This window comes from Chlamydia sp. 12-01 (genome assembly GCF_042234205.1).
Lineage (GTDB): Bacteria > Chlamydiota > Chlamydiia > Chlamydiales > Chlamydiaceae > Chlamydia.
In genome coordinates, this window is sequence record NZ_CP114174.1 from 400,199 (window position 1) to 417,198 (window position 17,000).

Sequence of the window (17,000 nt, forward strand, 5' to 3'; positions counted from 1 at the left end):
AGAGAATAGCATTAGTGCTCATAGAATGAATAGGATGAATGAAATAAAGAGAATAAGAAGAAAAAGTACATAAAATCCTTTGAGACTAGCGCTAGAGGCTTTTATTCTTTTGTAAGAAAAGTCGTTAACAGATAATATGTTTCGTTTTAATTTTTTAAAATAATGAGTATTAGAAATGAATATTCAGGAACATATAAAACCTTATTGTCCCTCAGTTGTACAGTTTATGCAGACTCATCAGTCAAAGTTATCAAAAGTGAATAAGAGTTTTATAGTACTTGTTATTACTGGCTCAGCCTTGGTTTTAGTTAGCTTGGCAGTAACTTCACCAGCATTTATAACTATCATCTCTGGAATCACCGTTGTTGGTGTTATTGCTCTTATAATTTCAGCAATATTACTATGGTTGGGAAAAGGGCCTAAATTGCTCACGGAACCTAGTAATGAAAGCATAACCATTAAAAATCTCGAATTAACTGAAAGACAGGAAACTTAAAGTTCCATCTATTTGTGATTGTGTTTCTTTATTCAGCATTTCTGTAAGAGTTTCTATGAAATTTTCTGAGTTTAAAGGTGCTAAAGGATCTTTAATGAGCTCCTCAATAGGTAGGCGCATGAGATACTCGGTAAGTTCATAATTTCCTGTGATACATACAAGAATATCACCAGTTTCTATCTTTTGCTTTATAGGTGAGGTAAGACGAGAAAATGTTTCCTGTCTTTTTAAAAAGGCTATAGGCGGGGTCTCCCCTACTGATAGAATGGACAAATAAGAATCTAGGGAACAGTAATGGATAAAAGTCATAGAGACTGTTGCTTCATCACCCTCTGTGGTTTTCCTAAAAGTATCGAAAGTATCCGAGCTTATTTTCTCTAAAGAAGAGGAAAGGTTTGCATAAGCAAGGAATAAACTTCGTGCGGATAGGGCATAAAGATAGGATGGGAGTCCTATATCTCCAGCAAGACCTACAACGCCAATGAGATTTTGTTCAGGAATAGAGGCTTTCCATCCGTAAAAATGACCTGACAGCTGAATACCTTGAAGATGTTTAGAAATAAAGGAGACGTTAGGAAACTCTGGAAATGTAGGGCTGAGTAGTGTTTGTTGTAGGGAAGCAAGAATAGCTAATTCTTTTTGTAGCTTATCTCCAGAGGTATGTTCGATTTCTGCTTTTTCTCTTGAGTTGAGTAGTAATAGTAGTGTGCAATTAAAGATGTTCCCTAATTCATTGATTTCATATCCATAGGGTTGAGGTTCATAACGGATATTATGATTTCCTCTCCATGCAGCTTCCATACATGTTGTAAGTTCTTGAATAGGTTGATTTAACCGTTTATTAATTTTCGTAAGTATCCATCCCATTAAGATAAAGGCTAATGAGTAGAAGAAAATTACATTCAAAGGAAGGCGGATAGCTTTAGCGATAAACCAGGAAAGTGGAATGATGGATAGGGTATAGGTTCCCTGAATAGGTAGTCTATTTAAAACAATTCCTAGATATCTTTTATTTTTTATCTTTACGCTTATAAGATTGTATTCTTGCAGTATTTTAGGAGCTATTTCTACGGGAATGGCTTGTTTTCTCGAAATGATTTTAGGAAGATCAGCAATATCTACGGAAAATACTTCTGAAGAAAATTTAGAATCTGAAGCGAAGAGTACTTCTCCATATTTGTTTAAGAGACAGATATCCTCATCTTTTAAATGCAAAGATTTAAATAGGTCCTTCTGTAGGAAATCCATTGGATAGAAGCTGACAAGCAATCCTGCGCTCGTTGGTGCATTCCATACTTCGATATCTTCGGTAATCACAAGATAATTTTTAGGAACATTTGGAGAGGTATTCGAAGAGATAGTAATAATGCATGCCTTTCCTGCCGACATACTAAGCTTCTTTTTTATTTCAGGATGACTTTTTAGATAGTGGATAAATGGGTCATGAGGATTTTTTGTTTTTATATTCCCATCAAGAAGGGGGATTAAACAAAGGGAGAAATCTGTATCTGATAGGGCGAACATCTCATTATAAGCTTGAGAGTAGAAATCTTCTGAAGATGATGCATAGGCTTTAAGTGCTAGGGTATTCGCTAGGCGTTTGAGAAAGATTTTGTGAATGGTGAGTTTCTTTTCAAATTCTAAGCTAAAATTGGTCGCATGAGTATGGAGGTTTTCCATAAGATGATTTTTTGCCGCTGAAAAAGAAAACAACGATAGAACTACCAGATTCAAAATTAGAGGAATCGGAATTACCAAAAAAAGGAACAGCAAAATGCGTTTGGTAAAAGTTTGTTTCATGAGTCCGATATTTTAAGAATCAGCAAGGTAATGTCATCATGTTGATGGCAATTTCCTACGAAAGTTTTCACAGATAGCATTAAAGAATGCATAGCATCTTCTGCGCTTTTCCCTGCTAAGGTTTTTACAGCGTTTTTTAACCGTTCTTCGCCAAACATTTCAAAAGCTTTATTATGGGCTTCTGTAATTCCATCTGAATATAAGACAATCAAAGATCCTGGTAATGGTTGGAAACTTTCTGTGGGGACGTCAGGAATATTAGGAAGGAATCCTAAGGCCATTCCTTTGTGAGTAAGAAGGGAAACTTCTCCACTAGGAGATAGGTAACACGCGGGATTATGGCCACAGGAATAAAATTCTATAATTCCTGTTGTATAATTGTAGCTATAGACACATAGAGTGACAAACATTCCTGAATCAGCAGTGTTTTTATAAAATAGAGAAGATGTTTGTTCTACAGCTTCTTTTATTGAAGGGATTTGCGATAGGAATGTACGCAACATATTCTTAAGGAATAAAGAGTACCCGCAAGCATGGACACCTTTCCCAGATGCATCAGCAACAATTAAAAATAATGTAGCTTTATCACCTTCGCCCACGATAAAGGCGTCGAAGAAATCTCCACCCACGGTAATGGCGGGGATATAGGCTTTTGCCAATTCTGTATGAGGATAATTAGGGAAAGTATTGGGAAGAAGTCTTTGTTGTGCTTGCTCACCAAGACGCAGAGCATTTTGTGCACTTTCTTTTATTTCATAATTTTTCTCAGCTAAGGTTTGTTGTTGATCTAGACTTTGTACCATAGCATTAAAAATATGACCTAATCTATTAACTTCAAATCCTAGGGAATCATCAACATAGGGATCTCGGATATTTTCTCTTGTTTGTATGATGACTGTGGCGAGTTTACGAATAGGTAAAGATAATCTTTTAGCGGCGAGATAAGCGATGATACTTCCTAAAACAACGCATAGAAAGTAAGCGAAATAAATTAACGTACGTTTCCAGAAGGTAGAAAAGAGCTCGGCCTTTGTCCCATAAGAAAGAACACGTAGGTTCATATTAGGGACATTAGCAAGATAACTCCATATTTCTCGATTTCCATTTTTAAAAGAGAAAAAGTTCGGTTCTATAGATAGAGGAGTTAGCGAGATGGGCTTTAAAGAAATCCCTTTTGGGCAGGTGCTTTCATCTAAGAAAGTATCGCAGAATTGCTTTTCAGTAACGTTAGGATAAATAGATCGCAGATCTAAATCAGGATCAGAGGCTTTTAAGATGATGCCATTGTTGGATAGAATAGCTGTTTTTACAGTAAAATAAGCCTGGGTATTCACAAGAATATCTTCTAGGAACTTTTCAACGTTGTGTGTTGTATAAAGAATACCTAGAAGTTCATGAGTATCATTATCGAAGATATTTACCTGCATTATTGAAAAAACTTCATGATTGTCTGAAGATTGTTTAAATGTTGCTGAGAAGGGCAAATGATTGGGAATATCTATTTTATTTTGATAATTTTCTCCGAGATGGCCCGGAAGGCTAGAGGCTACAACAATTTTCTCTCCACTAGGTTGCAGCTTAATTAAAGAGATTTCGTCATATGTTGAGCTAAAGATTCTTTGCATTTCATTACTAAGCTCAACATTAGGAACTGAGGGAATCCCCTCATCAAGATCTAGAACTTCTGAGAATAGTGCTAAAACATCAGCATTTAGTGGGACTATTTGCATGAGAGTATCCACTTTGAAAGCAGCATTTTCTTTAAATGCTACGGTCACTGATGAAACTGTAGTGCGGTATTGTCTGAGGTTAAGTAGGACAATATTAATTCCTAAAGGAATTAATATTGCGGCTACACATGCTAACCACAAACGATAACCTATCGTTTTTGTAAAAGGGATCATCTACATTAAATTAGTAGTTATAAGATGGCGTATGCAAGATCGTTCTGATCTTCATAAGCCTTCTTTCTTCATTTTTTAAGTATATAGAAAATTTTGCTTAAGCAGACATCTACTATTTAACGTGCTAGGAGAGTTTTGTATTTTTTAGCTTATCTAATGGGGAAAAGTAAGGCGTTTAACACAGAAAGATTACGAGATAATCGCTTTCTAGTTGTTCCTAGAAAGCGATATGCGTGCGATTCTATTCTCCAGAAAATGGATTAGAATCTTTAAATAATCCTTCAGGACCGAGTTCTTCTTCTATTGCCATGAGCCTGTTATACTTGGCAATACGCTCGGAACGTGATAGCGATCCTGTTTTGATTTGTCCTGTATTGAAAGCTACGGCAAGATCTGCAATTGTCGTATCTTCGGTTTCCCCGGACCTATGAGAAAGAATGGTTGTATACCCTTGATTATGAGCGAGTTGTATAGCTTCTGAAGTTTCTGTTAATGTGCCGATTTGATTCGGTTTGATTAATACAGCATTAGCAAGACCTCTACTAATACCATCCGCTATTAATTCGGGATTAGTAACAAAGAGATCATCTCCAACAATTTGAATACTTTCGCCAAGTTCTGCTGTTAGTAGTTCCCAACCATCGAAATCTTCTTCAGCAAGACCATCTTCTATAGAGTCGATAGGATAGTGATCGCAAAGATCAGCAAGTATGCTAACTTGTTCTTGATAACTCTTCCCATCATAAGTTTCTGTTTTCGTATCATAGAAAGAAGATGCTGCGCAATCGAGAGCTAAGGAGATATCCTCTCCGGGTTGAAAACCGGATTTTTCAATAGCAAGTACAAGAAGATCTAATGCTTCGGAGTTAGATTTTAATTGTGGAGCAAAGCCCCCTTCATCGCCAACTCCTGTAGCTAAATTTTTATCATTGAGGATGTTTTTCAAAGTGTGAAAAACATCAGCACCCATCCGTACAGCTTCTTTTAGAGATGTTGCCCCAATAGGACGAATCATAAACTCTTGAAATTGCAATCCGTTATTCGCGTGCATTCCTCCATTGATAAGATTCATCATAGGACAAGGTAGTACATGAGCGAAACATCCTCCTACATAACGATAAAAAGAACGTCCTAAGGTAGTTGCTGCAGCTTTTGCCGATGCCAAAGAAACTCCTAAAATTGCATTAGCTCCTAGTTTCTCTTTATTTGATGTACCATCAGCCTCTACCATGATAGAGTCAATGAGGATTTGATCGAATATACTGACTCCTTGTAATACGGGAAGCAGGACTTCTTTTACATTTTTTACGGCTTGTAAAACACCTTTCCCTTGGAACCGAGAAGTATCTTGATCACGAAGTTCTAAAGCTTCTTTTATTCCTGTAGAAGCTCCCGAAGGCACACAAGCTTCTCCAGAGGTGCCTGCGTCTGTAGTTACTTTAACATATAATGTTGGATATCCTCTGGAATCTAAGATTTCTCTAGCTTGGATATCGGAAATGACAACTTCTAACATGAGTCTTTAATCTCTTTTGTCAAGGGGTTGGATACTTGCTCCCAAGAACCTATTCCACATAATCTGAGTATGCTGATTGTATTATCAGATGAGGCTGCATGTGGGAGAGCTTAATGGCAATATTAGGTTCTGATTTTACAAAAAGCAAGCAGATTTCATTTGAGATTTTTGTGATATTTTATGAGATATGAAGAAGTTGTTCCTTAGCGGCTTTCATTTTATCTCGATATTTTGCGGCCTCATCAAATCGAAATTCATGAGCAGCTTCCTGCATGAGATTTTCATATTTTTTTATAAGTTTTTCTAATTCTTTTATAGAAAGCGGGATTTTGGGAGTTTCTTGAGTTTCTTTTTTCCCTCCCTGAGGAATGGGATTAGCGAAGATCGCTTTAATGATGGGCTTAGGCGTAATGTTATTTGCTTCATTATAATCCAGTTGTATCTGTCGACGACGTTCTGTCTCTTTTAAGGTTTGTTCTATAGATCGTGTTTTTTGATCAGCATAGAAGATCACCTTACCTTCTACATTTCTTGCTGCTCTTCCACAAAACTGTATTAAAGAAGAAGTACTACGTAAAAAACCCTCTTTATCAGCATCAAGAATAGCGACTAAAGAGACTTCGGGAAGATCTAATCCTTCTCGAAGTAAGTTTACGCCTATAAGCACATCAATATTTCCCAAACGTAAATCTGCAAGAATACGTGTACGTTCTGCAGTTTCTATTCCAGAATGTAAATATGCTGCGGCGATATCTAATTCTGAGAGAAATGCGGCGACATCCTCAGCAAGTTTTTTAGTAATAGAAATTACTAAAATCTTTTCCTGAGATTTAGATAAGCGTTTCCGGATCTCTTCAAGTAGATCATCTACCTGTCCTATTGCAGGACGAATTTCTGGAATGGGATCAGGAATTCCTGTAGGGCGAATGATCTGTTCTACAATGTGTCCTTGACTCTCGTTTAACTCTGTCTCTCCGGGAGTTGCAGATACATAAATTACATTATGAAAGTACTTTTGAGCTTCTTCATAAGTTAAAGGACGGTTGTCATAAGCAGAGGGAAGTCGAAAACCGTATTCTACTAAGGATTGCTTTCTAGATAGATCTCCACGGTACATAGCTCGTATTTGAGGTAGAGTTTGATGTGATTCATCTATGACTAATAGGAAGTCTTCAGGAAAATAATCTAATAGACAAGCGGGAGGTGCTCCCGGAGGCATTTTTGTAAAATGACGAGAATAATTTTCTATTCCTTTACAGAAGCCTGTCTCTCTTATCATTTCAATATCGTGAGTGGTTCTATGGAATAATCTATCTTGTTCTATAGGGCGATCCTGGAAGAACAGCATACGTTCTTCTAATTCTTCACGTATAGAACGTATAGCTTGTTCTCGGACAGCTTCGGGAGTGACGTAATGTGATCCTGGATAAACAATAGCTGAGGCTACTGATGCCATAGGAATCATAGTTAAAGGATCGCTGTATTCTATGGAGGATAGCGTATCATTGAAAAATTCTAGGCGGATGGCTTGATCACTTTCATAGGCAGGGAAAATATCAATAACACTACCACGTTCACGAAATGTTGAACGTTGCGCTACTGGAGAGGCTTGGTAGTTCATTTTTACAAGCCGAGAGGCAAGTGCTATACGAGGATATTCCTTTCCTACTTCTAGCTCTAAAGCCATAGAAGCATAGTTTTCTGGAGAACCAATACCATAAATACAAGATACAGAAGAAACGATCAAAGTATCCCTACGCTCTAAAATAGATCGCGTTGCAGATAAACGTAATTTATCGATTTCACTATTGATTAAGAGACTTTTTTCTATGTAAGTATCATTACGAGCGATGTAGGCTTCAGGTTGATAGTAATCGTAATAAGAGATGAAATACTCCACAGCATTATTGGGAAAGAATTCCTTAAATTCTTGATATAGCTGTGCTGCTAGTGTTTTGTTATGTGCCAATACGAGTGTGGGACGATTGACATTGGCAACAACATTGGCAATGGTGAAAGTTTTTCCTGACCCTGTGGTTCCTAAAAGTACTTGAGATTGTATGTTATTACGTATGCCTTGAGTAAGTTTAGCAATAGCTTCCGGCTGATCACCACAAGGAGCAAAATCGGCTCGTAATTCAAAAGTCATAGGCGTGAATAAGTTATAGTGATAGACGAGAACGCCATTTATGGCTTAACCCTAGGGTATTATGGACTTCTTCCATAGTTTCTTTTGCTATAGCACGCATTTTTTCCGTGCCTTGTTGCAATGCCTCTTGAAGAATTTGAGGTTGTGCTAATAGCTCAGCGCGTTTCTCTTTAAAAGGTTGTAAGAAGAGAATCAGCTCCTCAGCAAGACGTGCTTTTACCTCAACGTCTTTTATACATCCTTGACGGTAACGTATTTTAAACTCTTCAACTTCTTCTTTATTAGGATTGAAAATATCGTGATAGATAAATAAAGGATTTCCCTCAACACGACCTGGGGTCGTCGCATGAATCCGATTTGGGTCAGTATACATTTTTCTGATCTTATCTTTGATGGTAGCATCATCGTCAGAAAGGTATATGGCATTGTTTGCTGATTTACTCATTTTGCCTTGCCCGTCAATACCTACTAGAGAGGTAAGCTCTCCTTGTAGGGTTTCAGGTTCAGGGAAAATCTCTCCATATAAACGGTTAAAATTGCGAGCAATATCACGTGTTAACTCTATATGAGCTTCATTATCTTTACCTACAGGGACAAGCTGAGCTTTTGCAAGGAGAATATCCGCACTTTGTAATACGGGATAGCCTACTAATCCAAAAGATAATCCGCCTTCTTCAATGGCAGCATTCTTTGCCATTTCTTTAAGACTAGGAATTCCCATAATCCGATTAATGGAAATTAGCATGGAAAATAGCAAATAGAGTTCGTAAATCTCAGGAATTGCTGATTGTAAGTAAATGGTAGATTTGTTCGGATCTATCCCCACACTCAACCAGTCCGCAAGAACTTCATAGATATGATTATCAACATCTAAGACCTGTTCTTTACGTATTCGTGTTGTAAGAGTGTGGAGATCCGCAACGATGAAAAAGCAATCGTAAGCAGGGTTGTTCTGTAAATCTAAGCGATTTTTTATGGAGCCCACCCAATGACCTAAATGCAGCTTCCCTGTTGGTCGGTCACCGGTAAGTACGCGCTTTTTCTTGTTCATAAATCTTTATTTATTGAAAAGATTTTTCTAGTTCTTCGAAATGATTTTTCAATGATACTATATCTTCTTGAATTTCTTGGAGATTTTTCTCTCCCACGGGATTCTTTTGCGCTTCTAAAAGTCTTGCCAATAGATGACGAATCAAGTGGCAGGTATTTTGAACATCAGTCATTAATAGAAACTCTTGACCGTCTACTCTGGATAAGCGATTCAAGAAGACACAACGCTCTTGTTGAGATAGCATATCTGATGTAATGAAGTTAATGAATTCGCCACGCTCATGAACATCTTTAGCTACACGAATGAGCATCATAAATTCAGCGATTAAACTCTGAGCTGCTTGTTTTTGTTCTACAGAAAGATCGTGGATGAGCTTACCGTTGATGAGCATTTCAAAAAAGAAATTCGCTGTTTCTTGTTGGCCGTTAGAGCAGTTAAAAACAACATTTTGAAATTCTCGGAATGTAGTGTAGCCAATAGGAGTGGCGAAAATTCTTTTTAAATTTCCTTCAAGAATAAGAAAAACATTATCTTCTAGTTCTAGTGTTTTTGATTTAGCTGCCATATTTAGACCTTTGTATTGGGAAAGAAATTACTTTTAACTTTTTGAAGCTTTTTTATCAATTTTTCAAGGGCAACATGATCCTCAGGAGATAATTCTGAGCATTTTTTTAATAATTGCGAGCCTTTGGAAAGTATAGCAAGTGCTTGTTTTGCTAAGCATGTCTGACGACGATCTGTAGAAATTAAAGGAAATTCTTTCCTAATAATATCTAAAAGCTCTCCTTTGCTCTCTCCACGATAATTACGGATAATGGCTTCTTTTTTCTCTTGAGGTCCTTGTCGAGAAGCTAGTGTATAAATTGCCTGTCTGGGCATTTTCTCAGCTTCTATTTTCAAAGGTTCGGGAAGAGTAGAAAATAGCTCGTAATATACAAGAAAGTTATAGGGTGTTTGACGATTCCCGTAAGTAATGAGCAGCCAAGCAGAGAAGGCTCCTTCGCGATAGGTTTTTAATAAATCACGAACTTTTTTTATACGTTCCCCGTGCAAGAGTACTGCCTGATGATGAATTTGTTTTATTTGTGCAGAGAGGTTGCAAAGATCTTTGAAATCTTCTTCGGAAATTTGGTCTTCGAATGTATAGTTTTCTAAAAGTTGACGGAACTTTTCTTCTTCTTTTTGGGATAATTTCACATCAGAAAATCTGCTTAAGAAGGGTGAGAGTTCTCCTTCCATACGCTTGCGTGTTAGCGTTTCCATTTTATCTTGAGTATTCTTCCTGAAACGGCTTTCCAGCAATGTTTTTAGATTTCCCATAGGATTACACATCCCTCAGTAAAATTAACAATTCTTTGGTCAGATTTAGGTAATCCTCAGAGGCTCGTGCTGAAGGTGCTGTGGCAAATACAGGTTTCCCGTGAATTGCTGCTTCAGAAATCGTAATATCTCTACGAATCTTAGTATTTAATAGCCTTCCAGGAAATGTCTTATGAATCAAATCGGCAAATGCTGCGTTATTCCTTCCTCGGTAGTTCCAAAAAGAAAGAGCGACACCAAGAATATTCAAGGGATGTCTTGAGGAGATGCCTTGAATAAATGATGAAAGTCTTTCCAGACCTTTAACACTATAAAATTCAGGAGTGGCACAAATTAAAGCGTATTGCGCCGCAATTAATGCAGATTCTGTGAGCCAACATAAAGATGGAGGAGTATCGATAATAACATAGTCGTAGTCGTTTTCTACAGAAGCTAAGATATGTTTTAATCGTTCATGAGAATAACGATCCGCAGCTAAGTTTCCAGAAACTTCGATACGTTCTAACCAAGTATCTGCTGGAATGAGATCTAATCCTGTATTTTCAATAGGACGAATCACTTCACGAATATTTTTTTCTCCCTGAAGTACGACAGCTAAGCTGTCGTAACAATCGGGATCAAGACCTAGTCCTGAAGTGAGATTTGCTTGCGCATCAAAATCAATGAGAAGCACTCGGGCATTATGATATTGTGCTAGAGCCGCTCCTAAATGCAGAGTAGTTGATGTCTTTGCTGTTCCACCTTTAAAGCTATTGACAGCGATGGTTTTCATTCGAGATGCTCGTCCTTGGATCTGGGTTTTCTACAATAGTGGAGTTAAACTCAAAGAGTTCTTTTCTTCAAGTATAGTATTTATAAATGTCTCTACTGTCATAGCATTTAAAACTCGGTTGTCTCGGGTACGTACAGCTAGGGTGTTTTCTTCTATTTCCCGATCTCCTAAAGTAACCATATAGTTTACTTGCATATTTTGTGCATTGCGGATTTTCTTACTTACAGATTCGTTAGAATCATCCACAGTAACTACAAGACCTAATTTTTGCCATGCAATGGCGAGTTCTTTAGCTCGTGGTTGATGGCGATCTGCTACGGTAATTAACCGAATATGTTCAGGACTTAGCCATAAGGGGAACTTGCCTTTGAAATGTTCGATGAGGATGCCTAAAAATCGTTCAATAGAACCAAATAGGGCGCGATGTAGCATAATAGGAGTACTTTTCTCTCCTTGTGCATTTGTATATTCCAATTCAAAACGTTCGGGAAGGAACATATCTAGTTGAATCGTTCCACATTGCCAGGTGCGTTGAATAGCGTCTTTTACATGAATATCAATTTTTGGTCCGTAAAAGGCTCCGTCTCCGGGATTGATGATGAAAGGTGTATTAGAATTTACAAGAGCGCGTTCTAAAGCTGCTGTTGCTAATTCCCATAGTTCATCACTACCGATAGTTGCTTTTTCTGGGCGTGTGGATAATTCTAAATGATACTCGAGACCAAATGTTGAGTATAATTCAGAAACTAGATTTAAAATATTTAGAGTTTCTTCTTCTACTTGTTCAGGAGTTAGAAATACGTGAGCATCATCTTGATGGAACGCGCGTACACGCATAAGCCCTGAAAGAGCTCCAGAAATTTCATAGCGATGAACATGACCGATCTCCGCAACACGTAAAGGAAATTCCTTATAACTATGCAAGCGTGTTTTATAATACAACATGCATCCCGGACAGTTCATGGGTTTAATCGCATAGTCTTCCTCATCTATTTTTAGAGTATACATATTCTCTTTGTAATTGCTCCAATGTCCAGAGACTTCCCAAAGATTACGGTTCATAAGCTGGGGAGTTAGGATTTGTTTATAACCCGCGAGTTGATGAAGACGTTTCCAATAACCTATTAAAGCATCCCAAATAATCATTCCTCTAGGGTGGAAGAAGGGCATCCCTGCTGAGCATTCCTGTTGTGAAAAGAGATCAAGTTTTGCTCCTAAAACACGATGGTCACGTTTTTTTGCTTCTTCTAATTGATGGAGGTGTTCTTTTAATTCTTTTGTCGTAGGGAAAGATATTCCATAGATTCTTACTAAAGATTCTCGGTTAGGATCTCCTCTCCAATAGGCTGCTGATGTACGTAAAAGTTTGAAAGCTTTCACAGGAGCAGTGGAGGGAAGATGGGGACCTCGACAAAGATCTGTAAATTCCCCTTGAGAGTAGGAGGTAATATTTTCTCCTTCCGGGAGTTCTTGAATGAGCTCTACTTTAAATGGATTGTGAGCAAATTCTTTTAAGGCTTCTTGCTTATCATTGAATATTTTTTTAGATACTTCAAATTTTGCTTGAGCTATTTGCTCCATCATATTTTCGATCATAAGAAAGTCGTCTTCACTCACGGAAAGATTCGCAAAGTCATAATAGAATCCTTGATCTATAACAGGACCGATTGTGGGAAGGGCTTTTGGCCAGAGACGTAGTACAGCCTGAGCTAAGATATGAGCAGAAGTATGTAGAAAAATCTCTCGTCCTTCAGGATCTTCGAAGGTGACAAATTTTAGGGTATCTCCTTCTTTTAGGGTTGTAGATAGATCTTTAATTTGATCATTTATGACAACGCCAGCAAAGTAATGAGAATTTTTTATTTTGCTCGCGAAATCAGCAGCAGTAGCGCCTTCAGGCAGCTCAAAAGTTTCGTTGTTGCAAATTACGCGGATCATTTTCTCTCCATTAAGAGTTTTTCTAAGTCTGTTATTGTAACGTTTTTCCGGATCAAAGCAAGGGAGTTTTCTTAAAAAAAAACTTAATATCCAAGTGAAGAGATAAAGGATTTTTTTAGAGTTGTTTATAGATAAAAATATATTTGAGTTGGAGCCAAAGTTTCATTCTTTTACAATGGGTTATTTTCTATCCCAGAAGCTGCTTTTTCATGTCTATTTTTTTAGTATTTTTTACTGCTTTTATCTGGTCTTCATCTTTTGCTTTTAGCAAATTGGCAATAGAAGCTTCAGCTCCTTTGTTTGTAACAGGGAGTCGTATGCTCATTGCTGGTTTAGTTTTATCGGGGATAGTGTTATGGAAAAAAGGATCTTTGAAGCTACCAAAACAGGTTTATGCTTCTGTTTTTATTTTAGCTGTAGTTGGATTCTATTTAACAAATGTTTGTGAGTTTTTAGGTTTACAAAACTTATCTTCTTCAAAGGCCTGCTTTATCTATGGGCTCTCTCCATTTATTTCCGCTTTGTTTTCTTATATTCAGTTACGAGAAACTGTAACGATGAAGAAAATAGGTGGGTTAAGCCTTGGGCTATTTGGCTACTTATCTTATCTGTTTTTTGGGGGAGATAGCTCTGCAAATACATGGAGTTGGCAATTAGGGATTCCTGAGCTATTATTATTGCTAGCGACTTGTTTTTCTGCTTTTGGCTGGACGCTGTTGAGAAAAATAGAGAAAAATTCCTCTTTATCGGTAATGGCGATAAACGCTTATGCTATGCTTATTTCTGGGGCTTTATCTTTAGGACACTCTATGATTGTTGAGACGTGGAGTCCTATTCCTGTAAGTAACGGGATCGTATGCGTTCAAGCAATTTTCTGTCTTGTGTTGTTCTCCAATCTCATTAGCTACAATTTGTATGCAAAGTTATTGAGAAAATACTCTTCCACGTTCCTTTCTTTTTGTAATCTCGTTATGCCCTTGTTTTCGGCATTTTATGGTTGGTTATTGTTAGGGGAGAGTCTATCAGGATCTTTATTACTAGCTGTTGTATTTATGGTTGTGGGCTGTCGCTTAATCTATCATGAAGAATTTCGCCAAGGCTATATTGTTTCTTAATGTAAAGCGGCTTTACATAAAAAAAGCCCAACACAACGGTTGAGCCTTTCTCTTACTAAGAACGTAAGAAGATAAATTAACTGAAGATTGCTGATGTTGTTTGTGTTTGAGAGTCAGCAATATTTTGTAGAGTTTGCAGGGCAGAATTGAAACTTTGTTGCGACTGTTCTTGAAGCTGTTGCGCTTGTCCTGCATATTGCCCCTGAATAGAGGAAAGTTGTTTCAACTCCTCAGCGTGAGCTTCAGCCATACCTGCTTGTCTTTGGTGGTGGGCAATTTCAGCGCCCATGATGCCCCCGACTATCCCGTCAATACCTGCTGTAAGAGCATGAACCATTTGAGACATCTGCATGGATGTAGAAAGGGCTCTACCAGCAAAAGCCGCAGCACGTCCTCCTTGAGTTTTTACGACGTTCATTCCTCGGGAAACTTTATCTTTCCAGCCAGGAGTGTTTAGTACTTTGCCGAATAATCCTCCCGAGCCTTTTGCAGCACCCGCAGTAGCTTTTGCAGTTGCGGCAGCGATATCATCAGTTAACCCCGCTGCTGCCTTCGCAGCACCTTGAGCTGCAGAACCTGCAACACTAGAAGCAGCCGTTGTTGCTGTTTTAGCAGCTGCTGTAGTAGCATCCGCGGCAACCTTTGAAGCTTGAGAGGCGGCAGTACTCGCTGCAGATCCTGTAGCTCCAGCAGTTTCTTTTGCAAAAGCTGCGGATTTTAATCCTCCTAAACCTTTTGCAGCAGAGAGAAGACCTCCACCGACGGAAACAGCGAAACCAACAATGTTAACGATACCGGAGATCATACTTTGTTTAGCTTGAGTTTCTGTAGCAGCAGCTTGGTGATTAGCTTGAGTTCTAATGGCATTTCCTATTTCTGGGGCCAAAGCTACTTGGTTTTGAATTGCCTGATTTTGTTGTTGAAACTGTGAAGACCAAGATTTTGCACTAGATTGCGCAAGTAAGGTCATAATTAGTCCCAATAAGGCAAGAGTTCCCATACCTTTTTTGATTGTTACACCATTAACTTCCGTATTCTCAGGAACAGGGAGTTGAGGGAGTTCGTAGTTATTTTGTTGCAGACCTTTAGGTCCTTTTACAGCTTGAGCTGTAACAGTGCTCGAGGCACTAGCTACTGACGTAGAAGTAGAAGTTTTACCAGATTTATCAGTTTTAGAGCTTTTTGATGTTTGTGAGGCAGATTCTTTCTTAGAAGTTCCCTGAGTTTGTGTCTCCTGGATTAGATCTTCAAAACCTGCAGCCGCAGCCTCTTCTTGAGTTCCTTGAGTATTAGCTGATTTTTGTTGCCCCTGAGCCTTAGCAGACGCCTGACTGGCATTTTGTGCAAGCTGAGCAGCTAATGAAGGATCAGTATTGTTATTTCCACTAACTCCTGATGTCATAGCAAAAATGTCCCCTTAATAAATAATTTTATACTGCTGATGCTAAGCCCGAGCTAATAGCTTGGAAGGCTTTAGCAATCTGAGCACCTAATTTAGTTGCTTGTTGCTGCATTTCATTTGCACTGTCAGTTTGTTTAGCTGCGATTTTACTTGCCTGTTGCCAAAACATCGTAAACATCTTCATCATCTCAGATTGAGCAGTCAGCATTCCTGTTTTTTTCTGAATATCGGCAAGTTCGGTTTGCATTTCGGATAATTTAAGATCGCCAATACCTTTAACTAAGGCGGGAACGGCAACAACCAGTCCCATTCCCGCAGCGACCCATTTGTTTCCTAAAGTATTTATTACTTTGGCAAGTTTTGGGAAGGACTTGGCAAGGGCTTTTTGCCCTGTTTGGAAGATCTTAGACATGTTTTTCATCAATGTTTTCACAGCAGCTTTAATAGCTTGTTTGATGACTTGTTTAATACCTTGTTTTACAGCTTCTTTAATAGCTTGTGTGATAGCTTGCTTAATGGACTCAACGATAGCAGTTTTGACAGCTTGCATCACAGCTTGCATGGTAACTTGTGTAGCTACAGTTGTTGCTACGGATGTTGCGGCAGTAGCCCCTGCAGTAGCCCCCGCAGTTGCGGCAGCAGCAGCAGCAGTAGCTCCAGCAGCAGCAGTTCCTATAAGACCTAGACCGCAAGTAAATAGTGCGGCAACAACAGAGATGACAGTGATTGTTACAGAAACAGCAATCATCACGGTGTTTACGGTATTTAATGTACTATTACTGTCTGCTTTTGATTGAATCTCTTTCATTTTTTGGAATTCTTCACGCTCGGAGTCGATCTTCAATCCTTGAGATTCTAAGGATAAACGGTTCATAGTTGAAGCTTGGGCCTGTGTACTTTGATAGTCAGAAAGAGCCGAAGCTGTAGCTTCTCCAAGAGCAGCAATAGCTTTTGCTAAGGCCATGCTAATTTCCATAACTTCCTGTCTGGGCTTAGTTATGGAAGGTTTAGGAAGAACCGGAGTTTCTAATCCTTGAATAGAAGAGTTCGATGTTCCGTTAACAACGGCGGTAACTAACTCTTGAATCTCTTGTAACTGTGAGGAATCTATAGAAGATAGAGAGGAGAGCGTAGTCTCCAATGTTTTGTTAGCTTCTTCAATTGTAGATTGTAGATTTACAGCCTGAAAAGCAGCGGCGCCGGCTGTTTGGCTGGTGCCGGCGGCAGCTTCTGCAGATTCAGTCTCTTGACCTGCGGCAATTCCTTGACCTGCTGTGAGTTTCTCTGCATTTTGAATTTCAGAAACAGCACTGGTTTTTTCCTTGCCTTGGGTTCCAGCAATACCTGCATCACTTTGCATTTCAGCATTTTTCCCCTGTCGGGTATGCTGAATCTGCTTAGTTTCATTTCCAGAAAGTTTATCAGGATTTGGTACAGCTTGTGGTGTAGAAGCTAGTACCTGAGCCAGGATATTTTTCTGGTTAGTATTATCTGGACCTGAGGTAGAAAGAGACATCTTCTAATTTACCCTATATTA

At 38.6% G+C, this 17,000-nt stretch carries 13 protein-coding genes; 2 read left to right on the plus strand and 11 right to left on the minus strand.

The genetic code is table 11. The features are described 5' to 3' along the window. The first annotated feature begins 226 nt into the window (after positions 1 to 226). The gene (locus O1W69_RS01780) at positions 227 to 496 is read left to right on the plus strand and encodes a hypothetical protein (RefSeq protein WP_375793810.1); all 270 of its coding nucleotides are present in this window, start codon (positions 227 to 229) and stop codon (positions 494 to 496) included. On the opposite strand, the gene O1W69_RS01785 is transcribed toward O1W69_RS01780, so the two are convergent. The 9 genes from O1W69_RS01785 to thrS all read right to left on the minus strand — a co-directional run bounded on the left by O1W69_RS01785 (position 473) and on the right by thrS (position 12,946). Next, the gene (locus tag O1W69_RS01785) at positions 473 to 2,296 is read right to left on the minus strand and encodes a regulator of sigma subunit (RefSeq protein WP_375793811.1); all 1,824 of its coding nucleotides are present in this window, start codon (positions 2,294 to 2,296) and stop codon (positions 473 to 475) included. The genes O1W69_RS01780 and O1W69_RS01785 overlap by 24 nt on opposite strands. Next, positions 2,293 to 4,200 carry a SpoIIE family protein phosphatase gene (locus O1W69_RS01790; protein WP_375793812.1) on the minus strand — a complete coding sequence of 636 codons (1,908 nt, stop codon included), beginning with the start codon at positions 4,198 to 4,200 and terminating at the stop codon, positions 2,293 to 2,295. Before O1W69_RS01790 ends, O1W69_RS01785 begins: the two co-directional genes overlap by 4 nt. A 241-nt stretch (positions 4,201 to 4,441) precedes the next feature. Beyond that, a complete protein-coding gene (gene eno, locus O1W69_RS01795; protein ID WP_375793813.1) occupies positions 4,442 to 5,716 on the minus strand; it encodes a phosphopyruvate hydratase in 1,275 nt (424 codons plus the stop codon). Between the two features lie 178 nt (positions 5,717 to 5,894). Then, entirely contained in the window at positions 5,895 to 7,865 is a 1,971-nt protein-coding gene (gene uvrB / locus O1W69_RS01800; protein WP_375793814.1) for an excinuclease ABC subunit UvrB, read from the minus strand. A gap of 13 nt (positions 7,866 to 7,878) precedes the next feature. After that, a complete protein-coding gene (gene trpS, locus O1W69_RS01805) occupies positions 7,879 to 8,916 on the minus strand; it encodes a tryptophan--tRNA ligase (protein ID WP_375793815.1) in 1,038 nt (345 codons plus the stop codon). A gap of 10 nt (positions 8,917 to 8,926) precedes the next feature. Beyond that, positions 8,927 to 9,481, minus strand: a complete 555-nt coding sequence (locus O1W69_RS01810) for a CT584/Cpn0803 family type III secretion system protein (protein WP_375793816.1) — start codon at positions 9,479 to 9,481, stop codon at positions 8,927 to 8,929. Between the two features lie 2 nt (positions 9,482 to 9,483). Continuing rightward, on the minus strand, positions 9,484 to 10,236 hold the full coding sequence (locus tag O1W69_RS01815) for a pGP6-D family virulence protein (RefSeq protein WP_375793817.1): 753 nt from the start codon (positions 10,234 to 10,236) through the stop codon (positions 9,484 to 9,486). Between the two features lie 4 nt (positions 10,237 to 10,240). After that, entirely contained in the window at positions 10,241 to 11,008 is a 768-nt protein-coding gene (locus tag O1W69_RS01820) for a ParA family protein (RefSeq protein WP_375793818.1), read from the minus strand. A 30-nt stretch (positions 11,009 to 11,038) separates the two neighbouring features. Then, positions 11,039 to 12,946, minus strand: coding sequence for a threonine--tRNA ligase (gene thrS, locus O1W69_RS01825; protein ID WP_375793819.1), 1,908 nt, complete (start codon positions 12,944 to 12,946; stop codon positions 11,039 to 11,041). Between the two features lie 209 nt (positions 12,947 to 13,155). Here thrS and O1W69_RS01830 point away from each other — a divergent pair, with 209 nt between their 5' ends. Further along, positions 13,156 to 14,061: a DMT family transporter gene (locus tag O1W69_RS01830; protein ID WP_375793820.1), complete on the plus strand. Its 906-nt coding sequence runs from the start codon at positions 13,156 to 13,158 to the stop codon at positions 14,059 to 14,061. Positions 14,062 to 14,137: 76 nt separating this feature from the next. Here O1W69_RS01830 and sctE read toward each other — a convergent pair whose 3' ends face one another. Next, positions 14,138 to 15,463, minus strand: a complete 1,326-nt coding sequence (sctE, locus tag O1W69_RS01835) for a type III secretion system translocon subunit SctE (RefSeq protein ID WP_375793821.1) — start codon at positions 15,461 to 15,463, stop codon at positions 14,138 to 14,140. 28 nt (positions 15,464 to 15,491) lie between these two features. Further along, positions 15,492 to 16,979 carry a secretion system protein gene (locus tag O1W69_RS01840; protein WP_375793822.1) on the minus strand — a complete coding sequence of 496 codons (1,488 nt, stop codon included), beginning with the start codon at positions 16,977 to 16,979 and terminating at the stop codon, positions 15,492 to 15,494. Positions 16,980 to 17,000 lie beyond the last annotated feature (21 nt).

What these genes read in the sequence shown, in the direction of transcription:
- O1W69_RS01780 (WP_375793810.1), top strand. Translation starts at nt 227, where the DNA reads ATGCAGACTCATCAGTCAAAGTTATCAAAAGTGAATAAGAGTTTTATA.
- O1W69_RS01785 (WP_375793811.1), bottom strand. Translation starts at nt 2,296, where the DNA reads ATGAAACAAACTTTTACCAAACGCATTTTGCTGTTCCTTTTTTTGGTA.
- O1W69_RS01790 (WP_375793812.1), bottom strand. Translation starts at nt 4,200, where the DNA reads ATGATCCCTTTTACAAAAACGATAGGTTATCGTTTGTGGTTAGCATGT.
- eno (WP_375793813.1), bottom strand. Translation starts at nt 5,716, where the DNA reads ATGTTAGAAGTTGTCATTTCCGATATCCAAGCTAGAGAAATCTTAGAT.
- uvrB (WP_375793814.1), bottom strand. Translation starts at nt 7,865, where the DNA reads ATGACTTTTGAATTACGAGCCGATTTTGCTCCTTGTGGTGATCAGCCG.
- trpS (WP_375793815.1), bottom strand. Translation starts at nt 8,916, where the DNA reads ATGAACAAGAAAAAGCGCGTACTTACCGGTGACCGACCAACAGGGAAG.
- O1W69_RS01810 (WP_375793816.1), bottom strand. Translation starts at nt 9,481, where the DNA reads ATGGCAGCTAAATCAAAAACACTAGAACTAGAAGATAATGTTTTTCTT.
- O1W69_RS01815 (WP_375793817.1), bottom strand. Translation starts at nt 10,236, where the DNA reads ATGGGAAATCTAAAAACATTGCTGGAAAGCCGTTTCAGGAAGAATACT.
- O1W69_RS01820 (WP_375793818.1), bottom strand. Translation starts at nt 11,008, where the DNA reads ATGAAAACCATCGCTGTCAATAGCTTTAAAGGTGGAACAGCAAAGACA.
- thrS (WP_375793819.1), bottom strand. Translation starts at nt 12,946, where the DNA reads ATGATCCGCGTAATTTGCAACAACGAAACTTTTGAGCTGCCTGAAGGC.
- O1W69_RS01830 (WP_375793820.1), top strand. Translation starts at nt 13,156, where the DNA reads ATGTCTATTTTTTTAGTATTTTTTACTGCTTTTATCTGGTCTTCATCT.
- sctE (WP_375793821.1), bottom strand. Translation starts at nt 15,463, where the DNA reads ATGACATCAGGAGTTAGTGGAAATAACAATACTGATCCTTCATTAGCT.
- O1W69_RS01840 (WP_375793822.1), bottom strand. Translation starts at nt 16,979, where the DNA reads ATGTCTCTTTCTACCTCAGGTCCAGATAATACTAACCAGAAAAATATC.